Here is a 15,057-nt window from a genome sequence, read left to right as displayed (position 1 = left end):
CCTCACGGCAGCTCGTCGAACAGGGCGAGGTCTCGGTACTGCGGGCCGTCGCCGAGAGGAACAACGAAGCGGCGATCGAGGAACCGGTTGCCGCGCTCGCAGGTCGTCTCGGAGACGAACAGGCAGACGTGGCAGGCGGCGCCGTGTAGGAAGTCGGCCGGTGCATACGGCAGGCGTTCGGCGCACAGCGGGTCGGAGGAGCAGTGCCGGGCGTCGGCCAGGGCCCGGCGGGTGAGCCGAAGGAGCTGGTCGGGTTCGGCGAGGGACACCAGCCCGCCCAGGGTGCCCTCGGCGTCGGGGACGGCGGTGTAGATGAGGATGCCGCCGCGGGGATCGTCGTCGGAGCCGGCGTAGATGCGCTCACTCAGGCTCGCCGAGCTGTACCCGCACTCCAGGGCGATGGTCCGGATCAGCAGGTGGGACAGGGAGTGCAGGGCGATGAACCGCTCCCCGGGCCAGCCCTGCATCGGGTCGAAGTCGCCGGCGATCCGATCCGAGTAGCGGTTCACGCGGAAGCGGCTGTACGCGTCGCGGTGCTCGCGCATCTCCGTGCTGTCGGCGACCCGGGCCACCCACGGGCCGAGGATCTCCTCGGGTACCCGCAGGAAGATGCCCTCGCCGCGGACCTCGCTGGCCGGCACCCAGGTGGCCGGCCCCCGGGTCAGGGGGGCCCGGATGACGAGGTCGGGATCGTCCGGGTCGGGGGCGTCGAGCCGGGTGAACCCGGTCAGCGCCCGCACCTCCCGCAGCCGTTCGGCCTGCACGACGTCGGTGTAGAAGCCGGCCAGCCGGGGCGGCACCCCGTCGGGATCGCGGCGCAGCGCGAAGTCGTCGCTGGCCTCGGGCAGCACCGGCGAGGAGAAGATCTCCCATTCGGGGGTGCGCAGATCCGGGTAGCCCCGTTCGTCGCCCTCCTCGGCGCCGTCGCCGGGACCCGCGTTCAGCGCCGCCCGATGCCGCTCGACCGCGGCCCAGACCTCGGCGTCGGTCCACCGCTCCAGCTGGCGGAACACCGGCATCACCGACCGGGAGAACCCCATCATCGTCTCGCCGGGAATCTGGCTGAGATGCTCCCAGTGCTGCTCGACCTTGGCCGCCAGCTCGCTGGCGCCGGTGCGGGGAACGGAGAGCACCGACAGCGTCTGGGCGAACCACTGGTTGGACGCGCCGACGACCAGCAGCCGGGATTCGGCTCGGCAGCCGTCGTCGGCGAACGTTCCCAGGTGCGGGTGACGGCCCCGGCAGCGAGGCAGGTTCTGGGTGCCGCGGCGGCCCATCGCGTCCCGGATGTTGCGCCGCTGATCGCAGTTGACGCACCGGATCTCGACGTTGGCCCCGAGGTTGCCGCCCCGGTCCTCCATCCGCAGCCGCGGGTGGCTCGCCTTCGCGCACTCGCCGCCCCGGTGGACGAACATCACGTAGGGGAAGTCGTCGAGATGCCCGGCGGTGCAGGCGAGGACGAAGCGCGCGGCCACGGCCAGCGGCCGGCGGCCGGACTTCTTGCGGCCGCACACCTCGTGGAAGAAGCGGGCGTCCTGCGGGCGGTGCAGCCACGGATTCTCGAACGTGAAGGTCCGCGAGGCGATCACGTCGAGCTCGTTGCAGGCGGTGCAGCGCAGCCAGTTCGGGAACGGCGTGGTCGGCACGCCGATGCGGGCGCCCTGACCGCTGCGGTCGCCGGGATCCGTGTCTGCCCAGGGGGCTGGCCGCAGCTCGGTGACGTTGCGGTCGTACACCCGGCGCACGGCGGCGAGCAGCCGGGGCTCGGCGATCGGCTCGTACTCGGGGACGTTGCGATAGTCCCAGTCGTCGAGCCCGCGGACCAGGGCGGAGAAGCTGGGCAGGTCGACGAGGGCGCCGACCCCACTGGTGAACATCAGATGGCTCGGCCGGACCGCACCGACGCGCCGGTGGAACCTGGTGGCCATCAGGCACCCCTCCCCTGCCGGGGTCGCGCCGGGGCCAGCCGGGTCTCCCCGAGTTCGTCGCCGACCGGGGCGTTCTCGTCCCGGTCGTCCTCGCCGATGTCGGTGTCGGGGTCGGGGTCGGTGTCGGTATCCGCGTCCGGAGGCGCCCCGAAGCTCCATCCCGGTTCCCCGTAGGCGGGGCTGTAAATCTCGTCCGCGCCGGGAACGAGAAGGTTGATCTCGTGCTCGGTCTCCCGCATCGACTGGGCGACGGTGAGGACCTCCCAGCGGCCGTGGCCGGCCGGCTCCAGCAGGCCGGTGACCTTCTGCGGCCCACCGCTGCGGCGGTAGCCGAGTCGGGTCGGCCCCGTCTTCATCAGCTGCCAGCGGTCGACGAGGTCCCGCAGTCGCTCGCCGAGGTACTCCTGGCCGCGCGGGCCGGCGACGGCCTCCGCTCGGGCCAGCAGCCGGCTGATCAGGCCGGTGGCGATCGGGCCAGCGAGGTCCACGGCGTGCGCGTCGGTGTTGCGACTGTTCGCGTCGTCGAGATGCCGCAGCGCGGCGACGAACGTGCCGGTGGCAGTGCGGTCGAGCGAACGCCGGGTGAACGGGGTGACCGACAGGGCCTCGACCTGCCGGTAGAAGCTGGCGTGATAGGGCTCGAAGTCCTCGTAGTGGGCGAGGTCGCGGGGCCGCGCCCAGTTGTAGAGGGTGACGACGAGCCCGGGTCGCGCCGCGTCGCGGCCGACCCGCGACGACGCCTGGATGTACTCCGCGGTGTTCTTCGGCTGCCCGATGACGGCCATCAGCCCGAACCGGGAGACGTCGACGCCGACCTGCAGCATCGACGTCGCGAGGACCACGTCGACGGGGATCCGGTCCTGACGGGCCCGGGCCCGCTCGGCCACCGGATGGGCGGTCGGCCGTTCCCGGACCCGGCTGTCCCGGACGCGGTACGCGTCTCGCCAGTTGTCAGCGATCGCCTGGCGCCGGCTGGAGGTGTCGAGGTCGGGATCGAAGGCGATCTCCAGCCGCTTCAGCACGTCGCTGATGTCCGCCGAGGACACCCGGGAGGTGAGCTCGGAGATCGTGAGCATGCCGGAGGCCGGGACGATGCGGTTGGACAAGCCCTTGCGCGTGCCGTGGGTGCGCACCCGGGTGGTGACGTCGTCGTCGAGGTAGCGACGCATGCCGGCGAGTTCCCGGGTGGCGTTGAAGTAGCCGACGAGGGTCTGGTACGCCTCCGCGGTCTCCCCGTGCCGGTCGAAGAGGGTCTGCCCGGCGAGGAGCAGGATCTCGGCGAGCCGGATCTCTGCCGACTTCATCCGGGTGCCGTGGGCGCAGACGCCGAGGTAGCGCCGGCCCGGGGTGGCGGGGGTGACGGGGACCTGGCGGGAGAAGAAGGTGTCGGCGACGTCGACGACCTGCGGCGGGAAGACGGCGAGGCGGCGGCCGAACACGCCAAGGACCTGGTCGCGGGCCCGCTTGGTGGTGGCGGTGGAGGCGACGATCTTTGGTCCGGTGAGCGTCGTGCCGCCGGCGGCGCCCGTCGCGTCGGCCGGGACGGGCCAGGAGCACAGCTCGTCGACGGCGCTCTCGAACAGGCCAACGGTGGTGCCGAGCGCACCGGAGATGAGGTGCAGCTCGTCCTGGATGATCAGATCGGGTGGGCGCAGCCGGCGCACCGGCTCGCTGGCCACGGCCGGCAGGTCGCTGCGGCGGTGGTGCCGGGACGCGCAGCCGGTGCGGGCGTCGAGATCGTCGTGGCGGTAACCGTGCCGGGGGCAGCGCTCGCGCACCCGGCCGAACAGGATGCCGGCCTCGCCGCGCCAGGGCAGCTGGGCGAGCTTGTCAACGGTGGCGATGACGAGGCTGGGGGCATAGCGGTAGATCTCGTCGTCGACGGTGAGGACCGGCAGACCCTCCCCGGGAGAGAGCCGGCGGGAGAAGGGGCACGCGTCGGCGCCCTCGCCGTTGGGGCCAGTCTCGCCGTTGGGACAGTAGAGCAGGACCCGGCTGGTGTCCTCGTCGACGTGGGCGTCGGTGTGGGCGGCCAGCGCCGTGCCGCACCACGGGCAGCTCAACGTCTGCAGGACGTTGGCCCGCTTGCCGTTGCCCACCTCGCGGGCCTCGCTGATCTGGTCGCGGGCCTCCTCGAACCGGTTCGGGGAGACTCCACCGCCGACCCACAGCCCGATCCGGAACGGCACCGCGCCCCAGGTGGCCTCGTCGGCGCGGCGCAGCACCTCGGCCGCGCAGACCAGGGCCGCCGCCCGCTGGAACTGCTGGGCGGTGAGCAGGCGCAGGGTGTAGCGCATCAGGACGGCGACACCGGCCTCGCCGGAGCGGGCGTCCAGCCCGGTGCCGATCGTGCCCTGCAACCGGCGGATCGCGAAGGTGTAGGCGGTCAGCCCCAGGTAGGCCTCCGTCTTGCCGCCACCGGTCGGGAAGAACAGCAGGTCGACGACGGCGCTGGCGTTGGCGGCCCGCTCCGGATGGGCCGGCTCGGTCAACGAAGGCAGGTTGAGCAGGACGAACCCGAGCTGGAACGGCCGCCAGGACGCCGCCCTGGCCCCCTCGGCCTCGACCTTGGCGGTCGCCTCGGGGTAGCTCAGGCCGTGCTCGTCGCGCAGCCGGGCGATGGCGGTGTGCCGGCGCTGGGCCGCCATCGCCCGGTTGGCGAACCGGAACGCTGCCAACGCCTCGCCCTGACGGGGCTGGGCCGGGTCTGCAAGCAGGGCGATCCCGGCGCGGATACGACCCGCCGCCACCCGGGCCTCGCCGATGGCCGTGCGGGCGGCGGGCCGCAGCCGCTCGGGCAGGCTCGGCACCTGTGCTTCACGCTCGTCGAGCCAGGCGTCGTAGCCGTCGGCGAGCGGCGACAGCCCGCGGCGCAGGTCCGCGGCGTCGGCGACGGCCAGGGCGTCCATGGCCAGTTCGACGTGTTCCAGCGGGGTACCGGGACCCGCGGGCGCGATGGTCGACGGGACGTCATAGGTGGGCAGCCAGGTGGTCTCCAGCCGGTGGGCGCAGCGCTCACCGTCACGGACGGAGGGATGCACCGCGACGTTGCGACCGTTCGCGTACCGCCGCTGCGTCCGGTAGAGCAGCCGCAGGTGCAGCTCCTCGTGGTCTTCGTGGTCGTGGCCGTCGTGGTCTGCCCCGACACCGTCCTCGGGATCGTCGACGGGCAGGAAGACGGCGCGCTCGCCGTCGAGCGCGGTCACGGTGAGCCGAGGCTGGAACAGCCAGGCCGTGTCGGCATGCGACGGCGGCTCCGGCTGGCCGTTGACGAGGGTCAGCTCGACGATCCGCCGGCCCGACCGCTCGCGCGGGCCGGCCCACTCGCGCAGCACAACAGCGAGGAAGACTCCCGTCTCGTCGTCGCCGACCAGCGGTACGCGGTACGCGTCGGAGCCGAGCGAGCCGTCCAGCCGGATCTCCCGGTTCGCGTGGACGACGGGCTCCCGGGCCCAGGCGGTGCGCTTGCGCCCCTCGTCGTCCTCGGTCTCCTGCCGGACGTACTGCCCCCAGGTGGCGGTGACGGCGACGACGTCGACCGCCGCGCCGTCGGGACCGGCCGGGACGGCGAACGACAGCCCCATCGACGACGCCCAGATCCGGCCCCGGTTCTGCGGGGTGAGGATCTCGGGCAGGTCGGTTTCGGCGTCGCCCTGCACCGCCGTCTCGGTGTCGGCCACCGTGTCGGCGGCCGCCGCCTCCCGGGCTCCGCGCGGGGCGGGCTTCGGACCGAGCATGCCCACGAGGTACCGCTCCCGAGGCCCCATCGCCCGGTGGTGGAACACCTCCTGCTCCCCGTCCCAGGGCCCGAGCAGGTCGCGGCGGACGAGATCGGCGAAGGCGTCCCGAACCTCGTACGAGGTCGCCGGGACGAACTCCACCGGCTTGTCCAGAATCTCCGCCGGCGAAGGGCCGTCCGAGGTACCCGCACCGCCCCCGCTCGCACCCCCCGATCCGGCGAGCGAGGGCGAGGCGCCCTTCTCCGGGGGAAACAGCGCGCTCTGACCGTCCAGCGCCACCACGGCTCATCTCCCCCTCGAAGCGGTCGGGTCCGGCGCACCCCACGCAAACCTGTGTACCGAGTTCACAGACTACACCGTGATCCCGGCTCGCGTAAGGGCACCATCCCACGCACGTCCGACAGTTCCCCGGGCTCCGACGGCCCGCCTGCCCGCTACGGTCGACTTGACTACCCGCGGTAACACCACTGCCACGCATTAGCTCCGCGCGACGGCGGGAATCAGATAGAGCGGCTGGCGTCAGGATGGAGCTGAGCCGATGACCTCTGCCCATCACACGCTCGACGAACTCGCTGCGCAGCAGCGGGTGCGACCGGTGCGGAGCCTGGCCGAGCTGGCTCTGTCGGAACCGCTGACAAACGAGGAGTACGCCGACTTTCTCACCGCGGCGATGTCTGCACGCGGAGGCCAGCTGCCGCAGTAAGCGACTACGTCATCGTCGATACCGACGTCTTCTCCTGATCCGCCGTATCCTCCATGGATCCGCCGGGTCTCACGGAGAGGGGCGGCGAGGGAGTGATCGAGCCAGGTCTCGGCGCAGTTTCTTGAGACTGACGAGCTGCCCGTTCACCGGGTCGGGTGCCTTCCAGAACTCCCAGCCGTCCGTCTGACGCGCGGTCTCCGGCAGACCGGGGCCGGCGATGTCAACCTTTGCCGCCGCCCCCGCCGCGCTCAACGACAACTCGTCGCCGCCGAAAATGACCTTCCCGTCCGGTAGTACTTCCGCCGTGCGCCGCCCGCCGCGGTAGTCGCCGGTCAGCGTGCTTCCGGGCCGCACCATGCCGGCCTTGACCAGATCGGTCAGCTTCAGGCTCCGCTCCTCGGGTGTGACCCGAGCTGGCTGGGTCGCCGTGGCCGAGGCGACGGCGGTCGGCGCAGGCGGGCCGGTGGCCGCGCTCGTCGCCGAGCCCGATCGGGGGGAGGGACCGATCCCGACTCCGCTCGGGGATGGTGGCGGTGAGGCGGCCGGAGGCAGGGAGGATGTGCTGGGCACGGCACCGGCCACCGGGAAGTCAAAGGTCGCGCGGGTCCGGATCAGCCCGGCCCGAACGTCGGCCTCGCTCAGGTCCCGCGTGCGCCGGTGGAGCAGCGAGACGAGTTCGGCCGCCGGGTCACCGCCGTCGAAGAGCTCCGCGAGGGCGGACCGGAGCTGGCCGTCGACGAACTCGGCGCGCCACAGGTCATCGATCCGGTCACCGTTCATCGCGTCCTTGCCGAGCAGGGCAAGTACGTCCGCCGCGCCGCCCGGATCCGCGGATATGCTGACCGACCGATAGAGCTTCTGGTCGACCGGGACCGGCGCGTGCGCGTTGTAGATTCGCCATTCATCACCGTTCGTGAGCACCACCCATCTCACCCCGGCCGACGTGGCGTAGCTGAGCACCTGGGTCGCCCACCTGAGCTGGGAAAGGTCCTCCCCGAGCCCCTTCGCCTCGATGAAGAGGCGAGGTCTGCGCAGCAGGAGCAACGCGTAGTCCACCGGGTTCGCGGACGGGCCGAACCGGTACTCCCGGTTGACCTCGTCGAGGTCATGAATGTCCCAGCCGAGCGCCTCGATGACCGGTTCGATCAGGCTGGCCTTGGTGTTCTGCTCACCGATACGCTGCCCCTGCCGGTACCGCCCCAGCCGCTCGGCGCACTCCTTGAGTGTCTCCTGCAGCGTTCGCGCCACTCTCACCCCAGCCACCGATCGCCTGCCGTCCTGGGGCTGTGGGTGGCACCCCTCCCCAGCAACAATCAGTATCATCCGATTACTGAGCGGTGCACGGGGGTACCGCGGGGCCGTCAGCCCGACCTCGTCGTCCAGCAGCCCGTGACCGGCGTTCCACCACCCACGACTTGCAGTTGATCTACAACTTGAGCGACAACTCAGCTTCCAAGTTGTAGATCAAGTTGTCGCCGCTTCGGGCTCATTCGGTTTCGACGGCGGGAGGCCTGAAGACCGGGCCGAGATCGCCGTTTGGTTCCCGGGTGAGCAGCGCGTGCAGCTCGCTACGGCTTCGACGGTGAATTCCTCCCGAGACGGACTCGCTCGGTCTGCTGCTTGATGACGGCGCGGACCCTGTCGTCTCCGGGCGTGTCCGGAATGGACGCGAGAATCTGGTCCAGCGTGTCGGTCACGACGGCCGCGGCGGTCCGTCGGCGCAGGCCCCATGTGGTCGCCTCGTCCACGAGGTTGGCTGCGGTCACCGCCTGTATGTCTGCCTGCCCGCCGACCCGCTGGCCGAGGTGAGTGTCGGCTCGCAGTGGCTGTCCGAGATGGTCGCGGAGCTCGAGGGCGATCGTCGACACCACGTCATACAAGGGGGCGAGGCGGACGTCCGGTTCGTCGGCTTGGTGCAGGATCGCGAAGTTCTTTGCGTGCGCGTCGGCGTTGCCCACGGCCGCATTGAAGGTCGCCCGGCGCAGCAGGACTGTGACATCTCGGGGGTCGCCGAAGGTCCGCAGCACCTCGGCGAAGTCGCGCAGCGACGGGCCGCCCTGTTCCTCGTACTTCATTCCCGGTGGCGTCGCGGTCGCTTGGCAGCCGTCTTCCTGGTGCACCCTGACCGGGAGCCGCCCGCTGGTGCGCTCCTGCCGGTCGAACCGCCGGACCGCCAGCACCGGGAGACCCGCGACGTCGAGCAGTTCCCCTTCCGCCGCCGCCAGCCCGCAGGCCGCGGCGAGCGCCAGGCAGGTGGCCTCGTTGGCGGCCATCGCGTGCGGGCCGTCGGGCTTGAGGATCCACGTCGACGGGGCATCCCCCGTCGGAAGCTGCCAGGAGCCGTCGGCAGCGCGGCCCAACAGCGCCTTGCGCTGGAATCCGGCCAGGGACGGCCGGAACCCGCGCTCCGGCGCCACCCCCAGCGGGGCGACGTCCAACGCGCCGATGACTCGGCGCAGGTCATCGGAACTCATCATGCGGTAGCCGCCTTCGTCACCGGTGCCTGGCTCCTCGCCCTCGGGTAGCACCTGGATCGCGCCGGCGCAGTCGCGGCCGAACGCCTTCAGGATCCCGTAGGTGTCGGCTGGGCGTACCCCGGCGATAGCCGCCATCCGTTGCAGCGTCGGCCCCTCAGGAAGGACGTTCTCGAAGAAGTCCAGACCCCGCATGTCCCGAGGACCGATCACCGCCCCGATGGGCAGCCCGACCGACAGCGCCGGGCTACCCGCTCCCCACCGCTCCACCGCCTCGGCCCGCCACTCCAGCGTGATCCGGAACTCCGGCCCAGGCGTCAGAACCGCCGTCGGGGTCTCGTAGAGCCAGGCCACCAGATGGTCAGCCACGTGCCCGCCTCGGCCGGACGACAACCTCGCACCCGACGAACCGCAACAGCCGCAACGCGTGTGTCAGCGAACTGCCGAACCTGCCCGCCTCCAGTGACGAGATGTAGGACTGCCCGACCCCCGTCGCCTCGGCCGCTGCCACCTGCGTCACCCCGGCGGAGGTTCGGAAGTACTTGATCGCCGCGCCGAGGTCCCGTGCCGCGATCACCTGGTACTCACCCGCCGGTATCACCATTGACCAATACTACGCCGCTATCTGTAAACAGCAATATCACCGGGGACGGGTTCGGCGCTGACCTTGGACCCCGACCCCCACGATCGCGGTCACCGGCCTTCGGGGTGACCGGGGGCGTGCGCGAGACCGAGGCGTTGCCACCTGCCGACTCCTGCGATCAGGCGTTGACGGGCGAGGCCCGGAAGCCCTTGACGATCACTAGATGCCGATCGACAGACGGCCGCCACCGAGATCACGACCGCTTGTTTCCGGTCCGCGACGAACTCCGTCACAATCACGCGAGCCGAGGCCGGACATGCGGCGCATTCCCTGTCGTCCGGACAGCTACCTCGGCTCGGGAGATCTCCGGGGATCTGTAGCGCTTCCGCAGCTGGAGTGACGATACTGGCACGGTGAGCGCCGATGGCCCGTGATCTTCCCTGGGATGCTTCAGACCATCCGGAGCCCGCGGCGCCGCCGAGCCCGGTCTCGGAATCCCCGGGCATCGAGGCGAAGATGGCCGCGCTCGAACGGCGGGCCCTCGGTGGCGGTGGCGGTGGTGACGGGACGCAGACCGGCGGAGTCGAGGCGAAGCTCCGGACGTTGGAGGGGCCCGGCCCCGGCAGTCTCACCGCCGATCGCGAGGTCGGGGCTGATTCCGACCATCGAGCTTCGTTGTCGTCGAAGCTGGATGCCTGGCCTCCTCGGAAGGCACCAGCGCCTGCCCGCTCGACGCGAACCGTGGCTGTCCGAGTGTTCCGTCGTCGTCGGCGGCCCAGACCACCCGGGTGACCGCGCCTTCGGGCACCGCCGTCAGATCGGGCCAGGCCATTCCGTCCCCGGCACCTCGCAGGTTGTGCTAACGCAGTCAGGGATACCGGCGCAGGTTCGACCAGGTCCAGTGCTCGGATCTGATGGCCGAGGGGCGAATGTGCCCCGTCAGCGGCCACCAGTTGGTGGCGATCCATTCAGCCAGCGGATAGACACTGCCGTAGACCGACCGCCGGAAAGTTCCATCCGGCTCCTCCACCTGCGTCACGCATCTGCCACCCACCCACAGTTCGTACCTCGCCCAGGTGGCGGCCGGCTCGGGAGCACGTACGCCCGGTGCGTCGATCCACTCGATCCGCAGCTCGATGCCATCGCTCACCGAAGCCTGGCCACCGCCGGCGTACCGGCCCATCGCCGAGACAGAACTGTCCACTTCAGCCCCCGGCGGCGGCCTGTCGACGGCGCGCGGCCCTCTCCCTGAGGAAGTCCTCGTACCTGTCCAGGATCTCGTACATCTCCGCAAGCGGCATCGCGAAGTCGTCCCACCGCTCGTACAGCGACTCGAACAACACCTCGTCCCCGACGAGAGTCTGCTCGGTGGAGTTTCCGGCGGTCCCTTCGCACTCCCCCGATCGCACCCGGCGCCAGTCGTCCCTGAACAGCTCCAGACTCCGGAGACTGTGCTGGATATCATCCTCGAGCCAGTCTCGGATCCCCAGCAACTTACCTTCCGGAAAGTGATCCGCCGGGTCGACCTTGAGCCAACCTTTCTCGTTCTCGACGAATTTCCACATCGCACACCTCTCAATCTTCCTCATCGATGACCGGAAAGGCGGTTCGAACGGATCCGTCAGGTTCCACGTAGAACCTGATGTGAACCCCTTCGTAGGATCCGGTCCACTTGGTCTTCGAAAGATCGGACCCGGCTCTCAGTGCAGGAGATATCTGCGTATCGTAGACCTCGTCGTAGGCACTCTGCACCGCGCCGCGGACCTTTTCCGTACTCCAGAAGTCCGGGAACATGGTATGCTGGCGCACTTTCTTTTCGCGCCATTCACCCGTGGACTCGTTCCGAAACTCGACCTTCGCCCCGTACGCACCCTCGACAGTCGGCTCCGCGGCCCAGGAAACTCTCCGTCCCTCCGGAGGAACACCCTCCGGCGCGCTATGGAAACCCACCGGCTTCCCCTTTCTACTCCATTCGCCGTTCAGGACGTGGTTGAACGCCTTTTCCGTGATCGGAGGGCGGAGGTCGGTAGGAACGGGCCGATCGGGTCCGATCGGGACGCTACGGTCACGGTGCTGCTCGGGGGCGCCGCCGGACAGCTCCGCCTCCCCCGCTGACTCCCGGTCGCTTCGCTGCAGGCGGTCGGACGCCTGGTCGAGGAGGATCGCCTTCCGCTCGGCGGAGGTGAGCTCGCGCTGTGGCGCCGCTGGCGGGCGGCGGACGACGTCGGCAGAGTCCCCGCCGTGTTCCAGGGCCAGCCGGCCCAGGGCCAGCCGATCCAGGGCCCGCGCCTTCCTCTCCGGGCCCGACAGTTCCTCCCCACGCTGTTCGGGAAAACTGGAATCGACGGGCTTGGAGGCATCGCCGGCCCGCGTGGCCGCCAGGTCCAGCAGCCGCGCCTTGGCCTCGGGGCCGCTGATCCGATCCGTCCGATCCGCCGCCGCGCCGGGCAAAGGTTCGGGGAGATCAGCACCGGGTGCCGGGAGGTCACGCGGCATCGATGCTCACGGGGACAGTATTGCGGCAACGCCCTGCGCTACGGGCGGATTGCCGAGCTCCGTGGCGGATCAGCTGCCGGCGAGCTCAGACGAAACCTTCCGCCAGGAGGACGGTGCCATCGGGAGTGACACGGTGCCGGCAGCCGGAACCCTCGACGACCCGGCACCAGCTTTCCACGATCAGCGCCCCCTCCGCTGCCTCCAGGCGAATGTCCGCGCCGCCGTACATGCCTGGAACGGGAAACCAGAGCCGACCTTCCGAGATCTCGGTCAGCACAGCCACCTGCGGAAGGCGCATCCGCTGCTGCTCCGTCAGGCCCATACTCACCTCCGCCAGCAGCGGGTGCAGCCGGCGTTCGAGCGCGACCACGACCTCGACCGAAAGCGGGTGCCGGACAACGGGGCGTAGAACGTCGGCCAAGTGGCTGTGGCCGCGGGCGGCGGCGATGTCGATGGGGCGCTCGCCCCGTGTGGTCCGCAGCGTGCGCCAGGCACCGCGGGACAGCAGCCCTGCCACGATGCCTGATGACGCACCGTGCCAGGCCGCCTGATGCAACGGCGCAAATTCGCGATGCCCGTCGAGTCGCGTGGAATTCACCCAGTTCTGATAACTGGCGGCGTCGAGCTCGCGAAAAAGTGGCTCCCAGTCGCCGTCCCGGGCGGCATCGGTGATCCGCTCCCTGACCGCGGCAACCTCGACGGAGACGGCGTCGCGCCGGTAACCGAACCACTCGGTGCATTCTTGAGCAGTCTCCGGGGCAGCGTAGAACGGCTGTGATTCCATCAGGTCCCTTCACCGGGTCGTGTTGCGGGGTGCTAAAACGCTCCTGACCGCCGCCTGCTGGCCTACTTGCCCTGGCCTCTACCTGCCGCGGCTTTTCAGCCAGGTGTCAAGCTTCTCGTAGCCGTCCTCGCCCGGCCGCACGACCTCGGTGATGCCCAGCGCGCAGTACTCCTCCGTGCTCACGTTCACCGGGTTCTCGATCGAACCGTCGGGAAGGCGCCAGGGCGCGAAGCCCGAGCGCCGCACCTCCGGCTCGACCCGCGCGCCTCGTCGGCGTGAACGCGCCAGTACCCGCGTGATCCAGCGGTTCACGGTGTCGCCCCCTGCCGGTCCGCTTTCGGCCGTGAGCGTTTCCCGTCCGCCATGATGCTGGCCATCAGGGGATCACCCAGGTGTAGCTGCCGCTGCCGTCCTCCATCGTGACGGTCGCGAAGCCGGCACCGCCCCCGCCCCTGACCAGGCACCGGAACGTGGAGCCGGCCGACAGCGGCGGGTCCTTGGGGCAGGAGACCTTCACGGTGACGCCGCTCTGGCTCTTGACCTGGGCTGCGATCTCCCGCTGCACCCGACCCTGATCGAACACGGCGTTCGCCGTCAGCACGCTCCTGGTCAGCGGCGTGCTGACGAGGATGGTCAGGAGCGTCAGCGTCGCGCACAGGCCGAGAGCGGCCCAGGTCGTCCACGGCGCCGGCCGCCGCCGGATGGCCCGCGCGCACAGGTACGCCCAGGGCGCGACGAGCGCCACCGCCCAGTGGGCCGGATCCTCGCCGAGTCGACGCAGCGCCCGGTAGTCGGCGATCGCGAGCGGAAGGCCGCAGGCCCACCCGACGAGGAGCCCCAGCAGGACCGACGTCGAGACGCCGAGGTCTGCGAATAACGCCGCGATGACCAGTTCGGCGACCAGCCCGACCAGCGGCGTCACGGCAAGCGCCCAGGCCGTCACCTCACTCGCGATCTCCCGGCCGACCTCCCCGAACGCGGCATCTGGCCCGGGCGACGACACCGGCGATGGCGCAGGGGAGGAAGGCGGAGGGGAGAACGGTGAAGAGGGAAGGGGCGGAGGGGACGGCGGGGGCACGGATGGCGTAGCCGCAGCCCAGGTGACCCCGCTCCACCACCGTTGCCGGCCCGGGTCGTCCGGATCTGGATACCAGCCCGGCGGTGGGGGTGGCGGGGGCAGGATCGGCGGCGAGAGCGCGGGACCGGCCGCATCGTCGCGGTATGACGGCTCGGGCGGTACCGCCGGAACCTCGAAGCCAGCGGACATGACGAACTCCTGTCGTGGGCACTTGCTTGCCGCTGCGGGGTGTTACGGGCCGGTCTGGTCCGGGTTCAGAAGCCGGGCCACTCCACCAGGCTGGTGGAGTCGAACAGGCCCGAGGTGTAGACGAGGTTGCCGTGGGCCACGTCGACGGTCAGGCAGCCCTGGAACTTCTCCCCCGCGCCGAGGGTCGCCGCGTTGAACGCCGGTTCGCAGCCGAACGTCGGCTGGACCCGGGCGCCCTCCGGCGTGCGGACGAAGAAGTCGAACGGGTTGACGTTGAAGCCCTGCTTCTGCGAGCTGAACGACACTATGAAGGTGGCGAACGCCGGGCCACTGGTCGGTTTGCTGGCACCACCGAAGAAGGACCCGACCGCCTTCGGCGCGGCCACACTGAGGGTCGCCGCGACGTCACCACCCTTGCGGACCTCCAGAACCTCGCCGTACTGGGCCTGCTTCGCGCCGCCCGCCGCCGAGCCCGGCTTGCCGGCCGGCGCGCCGGTCGATCCGTTCGCGGCGGCGCCCTGCGCCGAGCCGGCGGTCGTCCCCGTGGTGGAGACGGACGTGTCCTCCAGGCAGCCGGTCAGCCCGACCATCCCGGCGAGGACGGTGGCGACGACGAAAAGCCTTGCCTTACCCATGCGAAAACCCCCGTGACAATCGCTGCCGTCATCGTTTTCCGGCAGCATCGAATACGCCTCCCCGGCGCACGGAATGACCGTGGCACCGCGAGGCTTGCGTGATGCGGCGAGCCTCGTCTCCGCGCTCGCCGACATGGCCGTCGGACCGGAACCTGAACGCGGTTTACGGCTTCAGGACTGCCACCGGCTCCCAACGGTTCGGCGCACGACGCCGTATCCATTCCCGCCGGCCAGTCTGGTGATGACGACCGGCGGGTATGCCGAAGGCGCTATGACAGAGTGCACCCGGCGATGGTTTCCGCAGCGGCGATGGAGCCGGCCGGCCATCCGGCCGGGATGCCGAAGGCCGCCGAGGCGGTGCGGTGAAGCGGTGCATCGAGACGCATGGATTCCCCCTGAACCAGCGTGTACCGAAGCCTGTCCCAGCCTTCGGCGATGGGCGGCCGA

At 70.5% G+C, this 15,057-nt stretch carries 13 protein-coding genes and 1 pseudogene; 1 reads left to right on the top strand and 13 read right to left on the bottom strand.

All coding sequences use genetic code 11. The features are described from left to right. Positions 1-2 precede the first annotated feature (2 nt). Positions 3-1,928, bottom strand: a complete 1,926-nt coding sequence (gene drmB, locus FRAAL_RS01190) for an MrfA Zn-binding domain-containing protein (protein ID WP_011601523.1) — start codon at positions 1,926-1,928, stop codon at positions 3-5. Continuing rightward, complete coding sequence (gene drmA, locus FRAAL_RS01185; RefSeq protein WP_011601522.1) at positions 1,928-5,950, bottom strand: DISARM system helicase DrmA; 4,023 nt, start codon at positions 5,948-5,950, stop codon at positions 1,928-1,930. Before drmA ends, drmB begins: the two co-directional genes overlap by 1 nt. 256 nt (positions 5,951-6,206) lie before the next feature. Here drmA and FRAAL_RS32615 point away from each other — a divergent pair, with 256 nt between their 5' ends. Continuing rightward, complete coding sequence (locus FRAAL_RS32615) at positions 6,207-6,371, top strand: hypothetical protein (protein ID WP_011601521.1); 165 nt, start codon at positions 6,207-6,209, stop codon at positions 6,369-6,371. 69 nt (positions 6,372-6,440) lie between these two features. Here FRAAL_RS32615 and FRAAL_RS01180 read toward each other — a convergent pair whose 3' ends face one another. The 11 genes and pseudogenes from FRAAL_RS01180 to FRAAL_RS01130 all read right to left on the bottom strand — a co-directional run bounded on the left by FRAAL_RS01180 (position 6,441) and on the right by FRAAL_RS01130 (position 14,610). Beyond that, positions 6,441-7,625, bottom strand: a complete 1,185-nt coding sequence (locus FRAAL_RS01180) for a restriction system modified-DNA reader domain-containing protein (RefSeq protein WP_231861450.1) — start codon at positions 7,623-7,625, stop codon at positions 6,441-6,443. Positions 7,626-7,939: 314 nt separating this feature from the next. After that, positions 7,940-9,214 carry a HipA domain-containing protein gene (locus tag FRAAL_RS30125; protein WP_050996966.1) on the bottom strand — a complete coding sequence of 425 codons (1,275 nt, stop codon included), beginning with the start codon at positions 9,212-9,214 and terminating at the stop codon, positions 7,940-7,942. After that, entirely contained in the window at positions 9,207-9,449 is a 243-nt protein-coding gene (locus FRAAL_RS01170; RefSeq protein WP_041938646.1) for a helix-turn-helix domain-containing protein, read from the bottom strand. Before FRAAL_RS01170 ends, FRAAL_RS30125 begins: the two co-directional genes overlap by 8 nt. Positions 9,450-10,296: 847 nt before the next feature. Beyond that, entirely contained in the window at positions 10,297-10,578 is a 282-nt protein-coding gene (locus FRAAL_RS01160) for a hypothetical protein (RefSeq protein WP_011601515.1), read from the bottom strand. A gap of 55 nt (positions 10,579-10,633) precedes the next feature. Next, positions 10,634-11,017 (bottom strand): hypothetical protein, encoded by a 384-nt coding sequence (locus tag FRAAL_RS01155; protein WP_011601514.1) that lies wholly within the window; start codon positions 11,015-11,017, stop codon positions 10,634-10,636. Further along, complete coding sequence (locus FRAAL_RS01150; RefSeq protein ID WP_011601513.1) at positions 11,004-11,924, bottom strand: EndoU domain-containing protein; 921 nt, start codon at positions 11,922-11,924, stop codon at positions 11,004-11,006. Before FRAAL_RS01150 ends, FRAAL_RS01155 begins: the two co-directional genes overlap by 14 nt. 85 nt (positions 11,925-12,009) lie before the next feature. Beyond that, positions 12,010-12,708: an ankyrin repeat domain-containing protein gene (locus FRAAL_RS01145; RefSeq protein ID WP_011601512.1), complete on the bottom strand. Its 699-nt coding sequence runs from the start codon at positions 12,706-12,708 to the stop codon at positions 12,010-12,012. Between the two features lie 78 nt (positions 12,709-12,786). Next, a complete protein-coding gene (locus FRAAL_RS01140; protein WP_041938643.1) occupies positions 12,787-13,020 on the bottom strand; it encodes a hypothetical protein in 234 nt (77 codons plus the stop codon). Between the two features lie 64 nt (positions 13,021-13,084). Further along, positions 13,085-13,711, bottom strand: coding sequence for a DUF4333 domain-containing protein (locus tag FRAAL_RS01135; protein ID WP_011601510.1), 627 nt, complete (start codon positions 13,709-13,711; stop codon positions 13,085-13,087). A 69-nt stretch (positions 13,712-13,780) separates the two neighbouring features. After that, positions 13,781-13,975: pseudogene (locus FRAAL_RS35945) on the bottom strand (DUF2510 domain-containing protein); the annotation flags it as partial. 65 nt (positions 13,976-14,040) lie between these two features. Continuing rightward, positions 14,041-14,610, bottom strand: a complete 570-nt coding sequence (locus FRAAL_RS01130) for a hypothetical protein (protein WP_231861449.1) — start codon at positions 14,608-14,610, stop codon at positions 14,041-14,043. Between the last annotated feature and the right edge of the window lie 447 nt (positions 14,611-15,057).

It is taken from the genome of Frankia alni ACN14a (genome assembly GCF_000058485.1).
Classification (GTDB): Bacteria; Actinomycetota; Actinomycetes; order Frankiales; family Frankiaceae; genus Frankia; species Frankia alni.
Note: the sequence above shows the minus strand (reverse complement) of the source record. Positions and strands in the feature narration are given on the sequence as shown.

Coding starts and splice junctions, on each gene's coding strand:
- drmB (WP_011601523.1), bottom strand. CDS start 1,928: ATGGCCACCAGGTTCCACCGGCGCGTCGGTGCGGTCCGGCCGAGCCAT.
- FRAAL_RS32615 (WP_011601521.1), top strand. CDS start 6,207: ATGACCTCTGCCCATCACACGCTCGACGAACTCGCTGCGCAGCAGCGG.
- FRAAL_RS01170 (WP_041938646.1), bottom strand. CDS start 9,449: ATGGTGATACCGGCGGGTGAGTACCAGGTGATCGCGGCACGGGACCTC.
- FRAAL_RS01155 (WP_011601514.1), bottom strand. CDS start 11,017: ATGAGGAAGATTGAGAGGTGTGCGATGTGGAAATTCGTCGAGAACGAG.
- FRAAL_RS01150 (WP_011601513.1), bottom strand. CDS start 11,924: ATGCCGCGTGACCTCCCGGCACCCGGTGCTGATCTCCCCGAACCTTTG.
- FRAAL_RS01145 (WP_011601512.1), bottom strand. CDS start 12,708: ATGGAATCACAGCCGTTCTACGCTGCCCCGGAGACTGCTCAAGAATGC.
- FRAAL_RS01130 (WP_231861449.1), bottom strand. CDS start 14,610: ATGGGTAAGGCAAGGCTTTTCGTCGTCGCCACCGTCCTCGCCGGGATG.